At 65.2% G+C, this 16,233-nt stretch carries 16 protein-coding genes; 5 read left to right on the top strand and 11 right to left on the bottom strand.

Annotated features, from left to right (window positions below):
• Window positions 1–30: 30 nt before the first annotated feature.
• The 5 genes from PAA8504_RS03275 to PAA8504_RS03255 form a co-directional block, all read right to left on the bottom strand.
• A complete protein-coding gene (locus tag PAA8504_RS03275; RefSeq protein WP_245897501.1) occupies window positions 31–930 on the bottom strand; it encodes a DMT family transporter in 900 nt (299 codons plus the stop codon).
• A 9-nt stretch (window positions 931–939) separates the two neighbouring features.
• Complete coding sequence (locus PAA8504_RS03270) at window positions 940–1,782, bottom strand: PhzF family protein (RefSeq protein ID WP_108892694.1); 843 nt, start codon at window positions 1,780–1,782, stop codon at window positions 940–942.
• Window positions 1,779–2,129: a GNAT family N-acetyltransferase gene (locus PAA8504_RS03265; RefSeq protein WP_219928892.1), complete on the bottom strand. Its 351-nt coding sequence runs from the start codon at window positions 2,127–2,129 to the stop codon at window positions 1,779–1,781. Before PAA8504_RS03265 ends, PAA8504_RS03270 begins: the two co-directional genes overlap by 4 nt.
• 99 nt (window positions 2,130–2,228) lie before the next feature.
• Complete coding sequence (locus tag PAA8504_RS03260; RefSeq protein WP_181375673.1) at window positions 2,229–2,909, bottom strand: DUF533 domain-containing protein; 681 nt, start codon at window positions 2,907–2,909, stop codon at window positions 2,229–2,231.
• A gap of 62 nt (window positions 2,910–2,971) precedes the next feature.
• Window positions 2,972–4,567 carry an acyl-CoA dehydrogenase family protein gene (locus PAA8504_RS03255; protein ID WP_108892692.1) on the bottom strand — a complete coding sequence of 532 codons (1,596 nt, stop codon included), beginning with the start codon at window positions 4,565–4,567 and terminating at the stop codon, window positions 2,972–2,974.
• Window positions 4,568–4,910: 343 nt separating this feature from the next.
• On the opposite strand from PAA8504_RS03255, the gene recA reads away from it, so the two are divergent.
• Both recA and alaS read left to right on the top strand, forming a co-directional pair.
• Window positions 4,911–5,984, top strand: coding sequence for a recombinase RecA (recA, locus tag PAA8504_RS03250; protein ID WP_146190442.1), 1,074 nt, complete (start codon window positions 4,911–4,913; stop codon window positions 5,982–5,984).
• 122 nt (window positions 5,985–6,106) lie between these two features.
• Window positions 6,107–8,761: an alanine--tRNA ligase gene (gene alaS / locus PAA8504_RS03245; protein WP_108892691.1), complete on the top strand. Its 2,655-nt coding sequence runs from the start codon at window positions 6,107–6,109 to the stop codon at window positions 8,759–8,761.
• Here alaS and PAA8504_RS03240 read toward each other — a convergent pair.
• Genes PAA8504_RS03240 through speD form a run of 5 tightly spaced genes read right to left on the bottom strand, consistent with a single transcriptional unit; the run spans window position 8,758 to window position 12,240 of the window.
• Window positions 8,758–9,690, bottom strand: a complete 933-nt coding sequence (locus PAA8504_RS03240; protein ID WP_108892690.1) for an ornithine cyclodeaminase family protein — start codon at window positions 9,688–9,690, stop codon at window positions 8,758–8,760. The two genes, alaS and PAA8504_RS03240, sit on opposite strands and share 4 nt — an antisense overlap.
• An 8-nt stretch (window positions 9,691–9,698) precedes the next feature.
• On the bottom strand, window positions 9,699–10,319 hold the full coding sequence (locus PAA8504_RS03235) for a TetR/AcrR family transcriptional regulator (protein ID WP_245897500.1): 621 nt from the start codon (window positions 10,317–10,319) through the stop codon (window positions 9,699–9,701).
• A gap of 60 nt (window positions 10,320–10,379) precedes the next feature.
• Window positions 10,380–11,231 carry a polyamine aminopropyltransferase gene (gene speE, locus PAA8504_RS03230; protein ID WP_108892688.1) on the bottom strand — a complete coding sequence of 284 codons (852 nt, stop codon included), beginning with the start codon at window positions 11,229–11,231 and terminating at the stop codon, window positions 10,380–10,382.
• The gene (locus PAA8504_RS03225) at window positions 11,228–11,737 is read right to left on the bottom strand and encodes a 2'-5' RNA ligase family protein (RefSeq protein WP_181375672.1); all 510 of its coding nucleotides are present in this window, start codon (window positions 11,735–11,737) and stop codon (window positions 11,228–11,230) included. Before PAA8504_RS03225 ends, speE begins: the two co-directional genes overlap by 4 nt.
• A 14-nt stretch (window positions 11,738–11,751) precedes the next feature.
• Window positions 11,752–12,240 carry an adenosylmethionine decarboxylase gene (gene speD, locus PAA8504_RS03220; protein ID WP_108892686.1) on the bottom strand — a complete coding sequence of 163 codons (489 nt, stop codon included), beginning with the start codon at window positions 12,238–12,240 and terminating at the stop codon, window positions 11,752–11,754.
• A 345-nt stretch (window positions 12,241–12,585) separates the two neighbouring features.
• Here speD and rplM point away from each other — a divergent pair, with 345 nt between their 5' ends.
• From rplM to PAA8504_RS03205, 3 genes are all read left to right on the top strand, one after another.
• Window positions 12,586–13,050 carry a 50S ribosomal protein L13 gene (gene rplM, locus PAA8504_RS03215; RefSeq protein ID WP_108892685.1) on the top strand — a complete coding sequence of 155 codons (465 nt, stop codon included), beginning with the start codon at window positions 12,586–12,588 and terminating at the stop codon, window positions 13,048–13,050.
• Window positions 13,050–13,538, top strand: coding sequence for a 30S ribosomal protein S9 (gene rpsI / locus PAA8504_RS03210; RefSeq protein ID WP_108892684.1), 489 nt, complete (start codon window positions 13,050–13,052; stop codon window positions 13,536–13,538). The genes rplM and rpsI overlap by 1 nt, the downstream gene beginning before the upstream one ends.
• Before the next feature lie 80 nt (window positions 13,539–13,618).
• Entirely contained in the window at window positions 13,619–14,878 is a 1,260-nt protein-coding gene (locus PAA8504_RS03205; RefSeq protein ID WP_108892683.1) for a PQQ-dependent sugar dehydrogenase, read from the top strand.
• 40 nt (window positions 14,879–14,918) lie between these two features.
• On the opposite strand, the gene PAA8504_RS03200 is transcribed toward PAA8504_RS03205, so the two are convergent.
• Window positions 14,919–16,088, bottom strand: coding sequence for a type III PLP-dependent enzyme (locus tag PAA8504_RS03200; RefSeq protein ID WP_108892682.1), 1,170 nt, complete (start codon window positions 16,086–16,088; stop codon window positions 14,919–14,921).
• Window positions 16,089–16,233: the final 145 nt, after the last annotated feature.

Raw genomic sequence — 16,233 nt, 5'->3', positions numbered from 1 at the left:
CGCACGGTTATCGCAAGGATCGCGGGAAGGCTATCGTTCGCTGCGGCGCTTGCGCTCGCGCATCAGGGCGTAAAGGCCCGATCCCACGACGATGGCCGCCCCCACCAGTGTCGCCGCATCGGGGCGTTCGCCCAAGAATACGATCCCCAGGATCAGAGCGAACAACAGGCGGGTGTAGCGGAACGGAATCACGGCCGAGACATCCCCCATCCGCGTCGCCGTCGTCAGGCAAATATAGGCTGCCGCCCCCAGCGCGATTGCGGCGCCCAAGTCCCGCCAGACCGGGAAGGGCGCGCTTTCGACGGTAGGCACGAAGATCATGCAGATCCCGGCCGCGATCGTCACCGCCGCATACGCCCAAAGCGACAGCTGCAGCGAATGGATCCGCTTAGGGATCCGGCGCGACATCACGTCCCGCGTCGCCAACCCGACAGCCGCGATGAGAACCAGCAGGGCCGAAGGGCGGAACCCTTCGAACCCCGGTCGCAGGATGATGAAGACGCCGACCAATCCCACGACGACCGCCGTCCAGCGCCGCCAGCCGACCGTCTCGCCCAGCCAGATCGCCGCGCCCGCCGTCACCAGAAGCGGTGTCAATTGCAGGATCGCCGAGGCCAACGAAAGCGGTACCAGCGACAGCGCGGTCACGAAGGCGACCGTCGCGATGGCCTCCGACAGGTTGCGACCCACGACCAGCGGATGGCGCAGCTCGGCCGAAACAAATGGGATATTGCGCCGTACGCACAGGACCGCGAAGACGACGGCTCCGCCGATCGCCAGCACGATCAGCGCCTGAAGCACCGGCATGTCGGCCGTGACGCGCTTGACGAAGAAATCCTCGCTGGCGAACAGGGCCATCGCACCGACCATGAAGCCGGTGGCGCGAAGGTTATCGCCGCTCTGGGTCTGGAATTCGCTGGGGCTCGTCATGAGCGGCGCTTATCCCAGCGCCGCCGGCACGGCCAGCCCCCATCCGAGGGTCAGGCGCCCCTCCATAACCTTGACCGCCCGGCCCGCGATCGTGACTGCGCCATCCGCGACGTCGGCCCCGATGCGGGACGGACGGCCCATGTCCTCGCCCTGGTGGATCATCAGTGACAGTGGCCCGTCACCGGCGAGAAACAGCGCAAGTGCCGCGGCGGCGCTGCCGGTCGCGGGGTCCTCGGGGATGTCGTCCAAGGGGGCGAACATGCGCGCATGGATCGTCTCGCCGTCCCGGACATACGCATAGACTGCGAAATCGAAGGGCAGGGGGTATCGGTCCTGCCCCTGTCGGAACGCCCCGGTCTCGGGCCTCGCGGTTGCCAAGGCGTCACGGTCCGTGATTTCCGCCAGCACGAATGGCAACCCCGCCGAGGCAATGGTCGCCCCGGCGATCCGGTCCCGCGGCAGCGACAGGCACGCGGCCACCAGATCCGTGTCGGGCTGGTGCAGGATCTCGAGCGTGGTCTTCCGCGTGAACCGCGCGTCCTGCGCCACGGTCGCGGGGATCGGTCCGACGCCCGTCATCAGGGTCATCTCGGCGGGGTGCCCTAAATCCCGCAGGGCGGTCGCGGTGCCGATCAGGGGGTGGCCGGCGAACGGAATCTCCTGCGTGGGGGTGAAGATCCGTAGCCGTGGCGGATTGCCGGGCAGGACGAACACGGTTTCAGAGAACCCGAACTCCCGCGCGATGGGCTGAAGCCGATCCTCGGGAAGGGTCGAGGCATCGGGGATCACGGCCAGGGGATTGCCGCCGAAGGGGCGGTCGGTGAAGACGTCGTAGACAAGGTAGTCGGTCACGAGAGGGGCATCCGTTTCTCGAAGAACACGCGGTCGAACCCGCTCTCGGTCCGCCGCCCGACTTCACGATATCCAAGGCGTGGATAAAGGGCGAGGTTCGATGTCATCGCGGCATTCGTATAGAGAGTGACCCCGGTCAGGCCGTCCGCTTGGGCCCGGGCTTCGCAATGGGCGATCAGGGTCCGGCCCAGACCGCGCCCCGACGCGTGAGGATGAACCGCAACGGTCTCCAGATACATGGCCCCATCAAGCGGGTAGAAGATCGCGACGCCAAGCACGCGGTCCTTCGGGTCAGTGCTGACATATGCGTGCCCCCGGGCGATGGCGTCTGCCGGATTCGCCGCCATCGGGGCCGGGGGGGCGACCGATCAGGGGGACGTAGGGTGCGAAGGCGGCGCGCAGGCAGGTCCGGATCGCCGCCCCGTCTGCCTGGCGCGCCGTGCGGATCACAGGGTATAAAGCGGCGGCTTGCCTTGCGTGACGTGGATGTCGTTCACCGTCTGCTGTCCCAGACCGAGGCCGCGGGCCAGCGTGTCCAGGAACTCGGCCTCGGCGCGGTTGTCGGGCTCGATCGCCAGGACCGCGGCGGTATAGACTTCGATTCCGTGCCCCTCGGGCGTGTCGCGGGCCAAGGTTTCCGCATCCACGGGTTCTTCCAGCTGGCGTTCGAGGAAGGCCATGTCCTCGGGGTCTGCGTCGCCGACAATCTCAAGGATCGCGCCGCGTTCGTCCGCGTCGATCTCGCCATCCGCGCGGGCGGCCTGGATCATCGCGCGGACCATCAGGCCAGAAACCTGTTCTTCCTCCGGCGTGTCCTCGGGCGTCTCGCGCGTGGTGTCCAGCAAACCGCGCATCCGCTGCGCGCCGGCCGCACCGCTAGACGCGCCCGCAAGCCCGCCAAGCAGCCCGGCGATCGAGTTCGCGCCGCCCTTGCCGCCGGGTGCTCCGCCGGTTTGACCGCCCAGTCCGAACTGGCCCAGAAGGCCGTCGATCCCGCCGCCTTGTGCGCCCCGCTGTGACAGCTTGCTGCGTACGCCCTGCAAGCCACCGGCCCGGTCGAAGGCCTGAACGCCCTTTGCCGCGACGAACGCCATCGCCATCTGCATCGCCATCTTCTTCAGCTTCATCATCCACCTCCGGGCCAAAACCTGTTGCCTTGAATGTGGGATCGCCCCGGCGTGGCGCAAGCTCAATCCCCGATCCGGTCGAGGATCGCCCGGTGGTCCAGCCCCGAGACCGCGCCGGCCACCAGCCCCCGGTCCGCGCCCAACCGGGTCGCGACATACCCGTCGGCCACCGCGCCGGGCGCCGCGCGGATCAGCACCGCCGCGGTCAGAAGGGCCGCCAGCCGTTCGCAGTAAAGCCGCGCCTCGATCTCCTGAGGGTCCTTCGGCCAGCGGTCGCGGAAGGCCGCAAGCGCAGCGTCGAAGCCCCGATCCGCGCCCGCGGCGGCCTTCAGTTCGGCATCGAGGGCGTCGCGCGCGGCGTCGTCCCGCCGTAGGGTCCGCAGAATATCCAGGCAGATGACGTTGCCCGACCCCTCCCAGATGCCGTTCAGGGGCGCTTCGCGGTAGAGCATTGGCATCGGCGTGTCGTCGACATAGCCCATGCCACCCAGCACCTCCATCGCCTCGGCGATGACCACCGGCGCGCGCTTGTTCGACAGGAACTTGGCCAGCGCCACGCCAACCCGGGACAGCGGATCGCCCTCGTCGAAGGCGCGCGCCACGCGCAATCCCAGCGCGGTCGCCCCCTCCCAGTCCAAGGCCAGATCGGCAAGCACTGTTTGCATCAGCGGCTGGTCGATCAGGCGTTTTTGGAAGGCGCTGCGCCCGCGGGCCCAGAACGCCGCCTCGGACAGGGCCGCGCGCATCAGCCCCGCGGGCGCCATCGCGGTATCCAGCCGGGTGTGATGCACCATCCGGATGATCGCGCGGATCCCGTCGCCATCCTCGCCCACCAGATGCGCCCGGGCGCCGTGATACTCGATCTCGGCCGAGGCATTGGCCGTGTTGCCCAGCTTGGCCTTCAGGCGTTGCAGGCGGATGGCGTTGCGCGACCCGTCCTCGCACCAGCGCGGGACCAGGAAACAGGAAAGACCCGCCTCTGTCTGTGCCAGTGTCAGGAACCCGTCCGACATGGGGGCCGAGCAGAACCACTTGTGCCCGGTCAGGCGCCACTCGTCGTCCGCGGGTTCGGCCCGCGTGCTGTTGGCGCGCACGTCCGACCCGCCCTGCTTTTCCGTCATCGCCATGCCCAGGGTCAGGGCGCGCTTGGTCGACGGCGCGGCGATCGCAGGGTCGTAGGCGGGGGTGGCCAGCTTGCCGGCCCAGTCATCGAAGCCCGCCGCGGCCAGCGCGGGAACGCCCGCATAAGTCATCGTCATCGGGCAGCAGACGCCCGGCTCGACCCCGCTAAGCAGATAGACCATCGCGGCGTGGGTCGTGTGTCCGCCCGACGCCCCGGACCAGGGAATCGCGGCATACCCCTCGCCGAGCCCCAATTCCAGAAGGCTGTGATAGGCGGGATGGAACCGCACCTCGTCCAGCCGGCGCCCGTGCCGGTCGAAAAGCCGCAGCTCAGGCGGTGTGCGGCGCGCATCCTCGCCCAGGGCCCAGGCGTCCGACAGGGCCGCGCCGAACCGCGCAAGGTGCTTCGCGTCCCCGCCTTGGGATGCAACGTGGCCGCACAGGGTGGGATCCGCAGCCCACGGGTCCCGCGCGGCGGGGCGGTCCGGCTGGTTCGTCACCTCGTGCGTGTTCAGACGGTCCTCGGGTCGGATCATGGCGCACCTCCTTGGACGAAACCTAATCCACGCATGGTCCGTCCACACCCATTTCCGCCCCTTCCGACGCGACGTTCGCGGTGGGACGCGCGTCCCTTCCGACGCGACGTTCGCGGTGGGACGCGCGTAAAGCTAAAATTAAGCTTGGCGTGCCAGAGTATCCAGAACGTCGGATCGACACCCGGGCCAGACGGCGAAGGGCTGCCGACGACACGAAAAGTCACGCCCCAGGACCCCACGGGGCTTGCAATGTTCTTGGTATGGTCTCACATTAACCAGAACAAGAGGCGAACGAAGCAGGCATTGCCGCCCTTCGGTGGACGTGCAAAAAGGAACGAAATTCATGGCGACGGCGAACATTCTCGATATGGCTGACAAGCGGAACGCGGACAAGCAGAAGGCGCTCGACTCGGCGCTTGCACAGATCGAGCGGCAGTTCGGCAAGGGCTCGATCATGAAGTTGGGCGGGGATACCCCGATTCCCGACATCGAATCGACATCGACCGGCTCGCTCGGTCTCGACATCGCGCTGGGGATCGGCGGTATCCCCAAGGGCCGTATCGTCGAGATATATGGCCCCGAAAGCTCGGGCAAGACCACGCTGACGCTGCACTGCGTCGCGGAAGAGCAGAAGAAGGGCGGCGTCTGTGCCTTCGTAGACGCCGAACACGCGCTGGACCCGCAATATGCCCGCAAGCTGGGCGTGAACCTCGACGAGCTTCTGATCTCTCAGCCTGATACGGGCGAACAGGCGCTGGAGATAACGGATACACTGGTCCGTTCCGGTGCCGTCAGCATGGTCGTCGTCGACTCGGTCGCGGCGCTGACCCCGAAATCCGAGCTTGAGGGCGACATGGGCGACAGCTCGGTCGGCGTTCACGCCCGCCTGATGAGCCAGGCGATGCGCAAGCTGACCGGCTCGATCCACCGCTCGGGCTGCACGGTGATCTTCATCAACCAGATCCGCATGAAGATCGGCGTCATGTTCGGCTCCCCCGAGACGACCACGGGCGGCAACGCGCTGAAATTCTACTCCTCCGTCCGGCTCGACATTCGCCGCATCGGTGCGATCAAGGACCGTGACGAGGTCGTAGGCAACCAGACGCGCGTGAAGGTCGTCAAGAACAAGGTCAGCCCGCCGTTCAAGCAGGTCGAGTTCGACATCATGTATGGCGAAGGCATCTCGAAGACGGGCGAGCTTCTGGACCTTGGCGTTAAGGCCGGGGTCGTCGACAAGTCCGGCGCCTGGTTCAGCTATGGCGACGAACGGATCGGGCAGGGACGCGAGAACGCCAAGACCTTCCTGAAGGAAAACCCGTCGATCGCCCTGTCGATCGAGGACAAGATCCGCGCCAGCCACGGGCTGGAGTTCGACGGCATGACCGAGAACGATCCCGAGGCGCTGACCGACGACTGATTTCCGATTTGGCGGAGGGGCCGCGCGGCCCCTCTGTCGCGGTCGGGCATCTCGTTCCTTGTCCCTGATGCTTCGGGCGGATACATGCCGCTGGACGCCGTCAAGACACGCAGGAACCCCGCATGCCCAGCCTGAACGAGATCCGATCCACCTTTCTGAACTATTTCGCGCAGAACGGTCACGAGATCGTGCCCTCCTCGCCGCTGATCCCGCGCAACGATCCCACGCTGATGTTCACGGCCGCGGGGATGGTGCAGTTCAAGAACCTTTTCACCGGGGTCGAGACGCGCGATTACACCCGCGCCACCACCTCGCAGAAATGCGTGCGCGCCGGCGGCAAGCACAACGACCTCGACAATGTGGGCTATACCGCGCGGCACCACACCTTTTTCGAGATGCTGGGCAACTTCTCGTTCGGGGATTACTTCAAGGACGAGGCGATCGCGCTGGCCTGGGGGCTTCTGACGAAGGAATTCGGCATCGATCCCGACCGCCTTCTGGTCACCGTGTATCACACCGACGAGGAAGCCGTCGCGATCTGGAAAAAGGTCGCGGGCCTTTCGGACGAGCGGATCATCCGCATCGCCACCGACGACAACTTCTGGTCTGCCGGTCCCACCGGCCCCTGCGGCCCCTGCACCGAGATCTTCTATGACCACGGCCCCGAGATCTGGGGCGGCCCTCCGGGCAGTCCGGACGAGGACGGCGACCGGTTCATCGAGATCTGGAACCTCGTCTTCATGCAGTACGAGCAGTTTTCGGACGGCACCCGCCGCGATCTGGACGCGCAGTCCATTGACACCGGCATGGGCTTGGAACGCATCGGCGCGCTGCTGCAGGGCAAGCACGACAATTACGACACCGACCTCTTCAAGGCCCTGATCGAGGCGTCCGGAACGGCCACCGGCACCGATCCCTATGGCGACGGCAACGTTCATCACCGGGTGATCGCGGATCACCTGCGCTCGACCTCGTTCCTGATCGCCGACGGCGTGCTGCCCGGCAATGAGGGACGCGGCTATGTCCTGCGCCGGATCATGCGCCGCGCCATGCGCCACGCCCATCTTCTGGGCGCGAAGGACCCGGTCATGCACCGCCTCGTGCCCGAACTCGTCGCCCAGATGGGTCAGGCGTACCCGGAGCTCGGCCAGACCCAGCGCACTATCGAGGATACGCTGCTGAACGAGGAGACACGGTTTCGCCAGACGCTGGAACGGGGCCTGAAGCTGCTCGACGAAGAGCTTGGCCGCCTGCCCGAAGGCACCGACCTTCCTGGCGAGACGGCGTTCAAGCTGTATGACACGTTCGGCTTCCCGCTGGACCTCACGCAGGACGCGCTGCGCGAAAAGGGCCGGGGCGTGAACACCGAAGGTTTCGACAGTGCCATGGCCCAGCAAAAGGCGCAGGCGCGCGCCAGCTGGGTCGGCTCGGGCGAGCAGGCCGATGCCGCGATCTGGTTCGACGTAGCCGACAAGCACGGCCAGACCGAGTTCCTAGGCTATACCGACCTCGAGGCCGAGGGCGAGATCCTCGCCGTAGTCGCGGGCACCGACCGCACTGGCTCGGGCGAGGCGGGGACCGATGTTCAAGTCGTCGTGAACCAGACCCCCTTCTATGCCGAGGCGGGCGGGCAGGTTGGTGATACCGGCACGATCGAGACGCAGGACGCCGTGTTGCAAGTCACCGACACGAAAAAGGTCGCGGGCGTCTTCATTCATTATGGCAAGGTCGCACATGGCACCCTGAAAGAGGGCGCACCCGCCAAGCTGGCCGTCGACCACGACCGGCGTCAAAAGATCCGCGCCAATCACTCGGCCACGCACCTTCTGAACGAGGCCCTGCGCGAGGTGCTGGGCGATCATGTCGCGCAGCGTGGCTCTCTCAACGACGCGGAACGTCTGCGCTTCGACTTCTCGCACCAGAAGGCCCTGACGGCGGACGAGATGTCGGCCGCCCAGGACCGCATCAACGCGTTCATCCGCCAGAACTGCCCGGTCGAGACCCGCATCATGGACCCCAACACGGCGCGGGAACTGGGCGCGCAGGCCCTCTTCGGCGAGAAATACGGCGACGAAGTGCGCGTGGTCTCGATGGGGCGGGCGCAGACGGGGAAGGGCCCAGATCAGAACACCTGGTCGATCGAGCTGTGCGGCGGGACCCACGTGGCCCGATTGGGAGAGATCGGCCTCTGCGTCCTGACCTCTGACGCGGCCTCTTCCTCGGGCGTGCGCCGGGTCGAGGCGCTGACGGGCGACGCCGCATTGCGTCATCTGGCCGAGCAGGGACGTCAGCTTTCCCAAGCCGCCGCGGTACTGAAAACAAACCCCTCTGATTTGGCCGAGCGGGTGCGCCAGCTTTCCGACGACCGTCGTCGCTTGGAAACCGAAGTCGCGCAATTGCGGCGCGATCTGGCGATGGGCGGCGGTACGTCGGGCGGGGCCGAAGCACGGGACGTGAACGGCGTTCCGTTCCTCGCACAGGTCGTCAGTGGCGTGACGGGGAAGGACCTGCCCGCGCTGATCGACGCCCAAAAGGGCAGGTTGGGCTCGGGTGCGGTCCTGTTGATCGCCGACTCTGGAGACAAGGCGGCAGTTGCGGCGGGCGTCACCGGCGATCTAGTCGATCGGGTATCGGCCGTGGATTTGGTCAAGGCCGCAGTTGCGGAACTGGGCGGGAAGGGCGGCGGAGGGCGCCCGGACATGGCTCAGGGCGGTGCCAGATCGGCCGAGAATGCCGAGGCCGCCATTTCCGCAGCCGAAGCCGCGATTTGGGGCTAGGGCGCGACCGAGGCGGTGATGTAGTCGGCCATCATCAGGTCGAGATGCGCACCACCGCCATTCTTGAACACCGTGATCTGATCGTCAGACGTTCGCCCTACGGCACCGTCGGCGATCAGGTCGTAGAAATCGGCTAGAACGTCCGCTTCGGTTATGGTTCCGTGGCTCAACGGGATGCTCAACTCACCGATATGGTGAACGGTCGTCTCTCGCGAGTCGACGAACAGCCGGCCCATTGCAATCAGGGTGTCGTCAGCTTCGCGCATATCCGATTTGAAGGCGCCGATCAGGTCGACATGGGTTCCGGGCGCGATCCAGTCCCCTTTCAGGATAGGCTCTCGGGCCATTGTCGCGGTCGAGATGATGTCGGCCTGTCCTGCGGCCGCGGCCAGATCATCAACCGCGGTTACGGGGATTTGAACTTCGGCGCATTCCGCGGCGAGGGCATTGGCTTGGTCCGGGCGCCGCGCCCAAACCTCTATGCTGCGCAAATTGGGGAAGGCTGCGGAATAGGCATCGATCAAACTACGCGCCACGGTGCCCGCCCCGGCGATCAACAACCTGGTCGCATCGCGCCGCGCAAGAAGTTGGGCCCCAAGCGCGGAATCGGCCGCGGTCTTGAACTCCGTCACAAGCCGGCTGTCCACGATCGCCTCCAGGTGTCCGTCGGCCGCTGCGAAGACGAACATCGCCCCCTGGACCGTGGGCACGCCCAGGGCCGAATTTCCCGGCATGACCGTGACCGACTTTACCCCGAATCCCACTCCGTCGATCCATGCGCCCCGGGTCAGCAAGGTCGCCTCTGCGGGTCCCAGAAACATGTCCCCGATCTGCGCGCGCGGGCGAAGGTGCCCGGCCCGCAATGCGGCGATTGCCCCGTTCCAAGTCAAGGCGATGCGTTGGTCATACGTGACGATCTGGGTGTCCATCGTCCCCTCTATTCGAATTCCCGGTAAAACGCTGCCATCTCGTCTTCGCTGGGGATGCTGCCGGTCAGGACCTCGACCTGCCACGGGACGCGCGCCAACCGAACGGCGCGGCTTTCTTGCAGCTCTGTGGCGACGCGGCCGACCTCCGAGAAATAGATCAGACGAGCCCTGTTCTCCGCCTCGGGTCCAGATTGGCCGTGACGCCGGAGCATGTCCGCAATGGCGTTGGTTCGAACGATATCCGCCTGTGCGACCCGATCGCTGACTGATTCGTCACGAATGCCCCACCCGCGAACGGCGAAATCCAATCTGGTGTCGAAGTGCTCACCCGAAATGAACACACGTGTCAAATTTAGTGCTGCTTCGGTCAAGGATTTGGCGTCCGCCCGGCTCGCTTTTATCACGGCCTCCGAGTTGCGTTGGTCCCAGTCGTCGAGCAGCGCCTCGAGCAGAGCGGCGCGGTCCTTGAAAAACCAATAGAAACTGGTCCGCGACAGGCCCAGACCGGTCGCAAGGAGCTGAATTTTTACCGCGCTTTCCCCGTGTCGGATCAGGGCCGTTCGTGCCGCCTGCAGCCATCGCTCCCGCGAGCCACGCCATCCGGACTGTTTTTCGCTCACGTCTTCCATGTCGTCAATCTGACGGAACTCGACAGGGGTGACAAGTTGCCCAGGATCGCCAATACGGCGTCAGGGCACCAGCTTACGTATATAGGCGGGCAGGGCGAAGGCGGCCTTATGGACCTCGGGGGTGTAATAGTCGCCCTCGATCCCGGCGGCCGCGGCCCGGCGCATCAGGGTTTCCAGATCGACGCCGCGCGCCTGGCTGTCGGTTCCCCAGCCGAACGCCATGAACCCACCCTGATACGTGGGCACCGGGGCGACATAGGCATACGCGTCCGCGAACAGGCTAGAAAACGCGCGCAGGGTGCCGGCCAGCTCGTCGGCTTGCATGAAGGGAACGCCGTTCTGTGTCACCAGGATGCCGTTTTGCGCCAGGGCCCGTTTCGCATGCCCGTAGAAATGGTCGGTAAACAGGACTTCGCCAGGACCGACGGGATCGGTCGAGTCCACGATGATCACATCATACCCGCCGGACGTCGATTTGACGAATTCCGCCCCGTCCGCGATCTGCAGGTCCAGGCGGGGATCGTTGAACGCACCGTCCGAGATCGTGGGCAGATACTCCTTCGAGAACTCAACCACGCCTGCGTCGATCTCGACCATGGTGACCAGATCGACGGGATGCTTCAGCGCCTCGCGCGCCATCCCCCCATCGCCGCCGCCAATGATCAGAACCCGCTTGGCCGCCCCGTGGGCTAGAAGGGGCACGTGGGTCAGCATCTCGTGATAGATGAAGTTGTCCCGTTCCGTGACCTGTACAACACCGTCGAGTGTCATGACCCGGCCGAACTGCGCGCTTTCGAAAACGACGATGCGCTGGTGGTCGGTCTGGCTGTCATACAGGACCCGGTCCATCCGGTGGGCCTGCGAATAGCCGTCATGCAGGGTCTCGATGCTCCAGCCGGTCATGTCGGTCATTTGGTGTCTCCGGTCAGGGGGAAGGTTCCGGCCCGCTCCCACGGGCCGCCACGGTAATGCCAGAGCAGAAGCCGGTCGAACACCCCGTCCCACGAAGTGAATTCGGCGCGCAGGCGCGCTTGCGTCGCCAATGCCGAATCCCGGTCCACCTTGTTCTGTACAGTCGCGTGGAGTTTGCGTTTGCGATCGTCGCTTTCGGTCAGGATGTCGGACCACGCCCGACGAAGCTGGCCATGCAAGTCCAACGCCTCTTTGCAGGCAATATCGATCGCGGCCCCGCCGCTGAAATCCATGATACCCGATGCGCGGAACGGAAGGGGCGCGGTCGTCTCGGCGACTTGGCGCAGTCCGGCCAGAATACGGTCCATCGCCTGTGCAGGAAGCTGTTGAAACAACGAGACATGGACCGGAATGAAATTTCGCCCGGCCGGAAAATACCGCTGACGCAGCGGTTCCAGCCGGGCGAAACTATGGGCATCGAACCCAAGGGTCAGGATCAGTGCCACGACCCCGGGGCGGATCAGGCCGCGACGGTCTCGGTCACGACGCCGTCGCCGCGCAGAAGCTCTTTGACGCGGACATCAGGCGTCGAGAAGGCCTTCTTCAACACGTCCACGGCCAGCCAAGGGCGGGCGTCGCCACACATGAACACGTCGAACGCGCCATACCCGATCTCGGGCCAAGTATGGACGCTGATATGGCTTTCGGCCAACACCGCCACTCCGGACACGCCCTGTGGGCTGAACTTGTGCGTGTGAATATGCAGCAACGTGGCACCGCAGGTTTCCACACAATCGCGGAACGCTTGCTGAATTCGCGACTCATCGTCCAGACCGTGACCGTTCACGACCTCGATGATAAGGTGACGGCCCGCGAAAACGCGGCCTTCGTCGTCACGTATGAAGTGATCGTCTCGCGTATCATCGAAGATATCGCGGGCGGTGGTGTCTTCCGCTTGGGCGCCTGTCTCCAGACCGATCCCCAGTTGGAAGAGGTTGGCTCCGTCCATGGAGGTCCCCCTTTCAGCCAGTAGATTGATGTGGTGGGTCCTTAGCGCCCCCCCAGGTCGTATCGTATAACGTCGCCTGAAGTTGGGATCGTCCCCGTCGTGAAGCGTGACCTAATCGGCGGGCTCTCTGCACGCAAGGGATTTATCCAAAAAAAGCGATTATCCGGTTTCCCTGCGCGCCAAAGAAGTTGGGCGTTATGGGGTAACCAAATACCTTATTTTCAAACATTTGTTTATGAAGGGAAAAACGGAAAACCTCCGCATTGACTGTGCCGCGCGGATCGTTAGAACCCGGTCATCTGATGTCACCGGGCTCCATCCGCCCGCGAACGAACAGGAAGACCAATGAAAACCTTTACCGCTACTCCGGCGGATATCGAGAAGAAGTGGATCGTGGTCGATGCCGAAGGCGTCGTCCTGGGCCGTCTTGCCTCGATCGTCGCCGCCCGCCTTCGCGGCAAGCACAAGCCGACGTTCACGCCCCATATGGACATGGGCGACAACGTGATCGTCATCAACGCCGAGAAGGTGCAGCTGACCGGCAAGAAGCGCCAGAAGCCGCATTACTGGCACACCGGTCATCCCGGCGGGATCAAGTCGCGCACGACCGAAGAAATCCTGGAAGGCGCCCATCCCGAACGCGTGGTGATGCAGGCCGTCAAGCGCATGCTGCCGGGCGGCCCGCTGTCGCGCCAGCAGATGACCAATCTGCGCGTCTACGCGGGCGCCGAGCATCCGCACGATGCGCAATCGCCGGAGTCGCTGGACGTCAAGGCGATGAACAAGAAGAACACGCGGGAGGCCTACTGATGGCTGAGCAAGTCAATTCCCTGGAAGAGCTGAACCAGGCCGTTTCCGGCACCACCGCCGAGACCGATCTGGAAACCCCGCGTGAACCCGTCCGCGACGAGCTGGGCCGCGCCTACGCGACCGGCAAGCGCAAGGACGCGACCGCCCGCGTCTGGATCAAGCCGGGTTCGGGAAAGGTCGTCGTGAACGGCAAGGACGTGAACGTGTATTTCGCGCGTCCCGTGCTGCAGATGATCCTGAAGCAGCCGTTCCAGATCGCCAATGTCGAAGGCCAGTTCGACGTGATGTGCACCGTCAAGGGCGGTGGTCTTTCGGGACAGGCCGGCGCGGTGAAGCACGGCGTGTCGAAGGCGCTGCAGCTTTACGATCCGTCCCTGCGCGGCGCGCTGAAGGCTGCCGGGTTCCTGACCCGCGACAGCCGCGTGGTCGAGCGTAAGAAGTACGGCAAGGCGAAAGCCCGCCGCAGCTTCCAGTTCTCGAAGCGCTGACATACGTCACCATGTCTTTCGGAAAGGGGTCGCTACTGCGGCCCCTTTCTTTCGTTTGAAGGACCGGGCAGGGTTGGCGCATGAAGGCACTGTTCCTCGGTATCCTGCTCTCGGCCTGCGCCGCCACGCCTCCGGCGCCTCTCGACACCACTGTCGGGCCTGACCCGACCTTACCCGACCCAAGCCAGTCATTCCTTCCGACCGTGAACATCGCGACCGCGACGGGGTGGCCCGATGGCCAGATGCCGCGCGCGGCGTCCGGTCTGTACGTCAATGCCTTCGCGACGGGGCTCGACCACCCCAGGTGGATGCATGTCCTGCCGAATGGCGACGTTCTGGTCGCGGAATCCAACAAGCAGCCGTCCGGGGTCGGGGGGCTTCGCGGCCTGGCCGAGCGTTTGATCATGGGACGCGCGGGGGCGGAGGTCCCTTCTGCCGACCGCATCAGCCTGTTGCGCGATGCCGATCGCGACGGGGTGGCCGAGGGGCGGATGATTTTGATGGACGGCCTGACCTCGCCCTTCGGCATGGCGGTGATGGACGGGTATCTCTACGTGGCGAACACCGATGCCCTTGTTCGGGTCGCGTTCCGCCCGGGACAGACCGAGGTCGGAGCGCCCGAACACGTGATCGACCTGCCGTCGGGTACGCCCAACAGGCATTGGACGAAAGGGCTGCTGGCCCGAAGTGGCGATCTGTACGTCTCGGTCGGATCGAACAGCGACCATGCCGAGAACGGGATGGACGCCGAACAGGGACGCGCCGCGATCTGGCGCATCACGCCGGACGGTCAGGCGGTGCTTTTCGCCACAGGTCTGCGCAACCCCGTCGGTATGGATGTCGAGCCTGAGACGGGCCGGATCTGGGCCGTTGTCAACGAACGCGACGAGCTGGGGGACAATCTGGTCCCCGATTATCTGACCAGCGTGCAGGCCGGTGGATGGTATGGATGGCCCTACATCTACTGGCAGGATCGGCCTGACCCGCGCGTGGATCAGGTCGGGCGTCCGGAAACCCCGGTGATCCGTCCCGAATATGCGCTTGGCGCGCATGTGGCGCCCTTGGGACTGACCTTTGCGAAAGGCGCCGCTTTGGGACATGGAAGCGGCGCTTATGTCGGGCTCCACGGGTCCTGGAATCGTGTGCCGGCAAGCGGTTACGAGGTTACATTCATCCCGTTTGTGAACGGCGCGCCGACAGGCGCGCCGAAGACGATCCTGTCCGGCTTTCGGGTCGACGGCGATGCGTTGGGACGCCCCGTCGGGGTCGAGATTGCCACGGACGGCGCGCTTTTGGTGGCCGACGATGTCGGCAACACGATCTGGCGCGTTAGCAGATAGCAGGCGGAGGTCGGGTGGGCAGAACGCCCACCCCGGCCGATCAGATCGCCACGACGTCCAGCGGCGGGAAGCCGTTGAAGCCGACGCTGGAATAGGTCGACGTGTAAGCGCCGCAGTTGCGGATCAGCACCCGGTCGCCGGACCGCAGGCCTAGGGGAAGTTGCACCGGGCGCTTCTCGTACAGGACGTCGACGCTGTCACAGGAGGGGCCGGCAAGGATGCAGGGGCCCGTCTCCTCGGTGTCGCGCCAGGTCTGGAACTGATAGCGGATCGCTTCGCCTTCCGTCTCGGCCAAGCCCGAGAAACGGCCGATATCCAGGTACACCCAACGGTGCAGGTCAGTTTCGGATTTCCGGCTGACCAGCACCACCTCGGCCGCGATCATGCCAGCATCGGCCACCATGCCACGTCCTGGCTCGGCCATGACATGGGGCACATCCCCGAACAGCGCGCGCACCTGGTCCATCACCTGGCCAGCGTATTCCGTCGGGCCATCCACCTCTTCGCCGTGGAAGGCGGGAAAGCCTCCGCCGATGTTCAGAAGCGTCAGGTCATGACCAGCCGTACGGGCGGCCTGCCACACATCGGCAACTTGACGCAGCGTGCCGGCCCACATCGAGGCGAACCGGGTCTGAGAGCCGACGTGGAACGACAGACCCTCAGGCGTCAGTCCAAGGTCTTGCGCGAAGTCCAGAAGGCCCACCACACGCTCGGGCGCGCAGCCGAACTTGCGGGTCAGCGGCCAGTCGGCACCCGAGGGTTCGACGATCACACGAATGTACACCCGTGCACCGGGCGCGTTCGCGGCGATCTTCTCAAGCTCTTCCTCGGAATCGGCGGCGAAGCGCGTGATCCCCGCGCGATGCGCGAAGGCGATGTCGCGCGCTTTCTTGATCGTGTTGCCGAACGAGATCTTCTCGGGGCGGGCGCCTTGGGACAGGCACAGCTCGATCTCGCCACGCGAGGCGGCGTCGAACCCCGATCCTTCCGCGATCAGCGTCTGGATGATCGCCGGATGCGGATTGGCCTTCACGGCGTAGTGGATGGACGCAGCCCCAAGGCCCGCCTGCAGCGCGCGGAAGTTCGCAACGACCTGCGCGGTGTCGATCACCAGCGTCGGGCGATCGAAGTCGCGCGTGGCGACATAGCTCTCAAGCGAAGGTGCAGACTCGCGTCCGACGAAGTCGGTGGAATGAAGGCTCATGGTCATCTCCAATAAGACCGGGGGCTTTCAGGCCCCGAAGTGTCACGGGAGACGTTACCGTCGCTACATGAAGCGGATCGGGTCCGGCGACCAGAGGCGCGTGCGTTGGCGTCTGAGGCGCGATATGGGGCCATCCCCGGATCCATGCAAG

Source organism: Palleronia abyssalis, from assembly GCF_900302445.1.
Taxonomy (GTDB): domain Bacteria; phylum Pseudomonadota; class Alphaproteobacteria; order Rhodobacterales; family Rhodobacteraceae; genus Palleronia; species Palleronia abyssalis.
The sequence above is the reverse complement of the archived record's forward strand: the minus strand, read 5'-3'. Positions and strand labels throughout refer to the sequence as shown.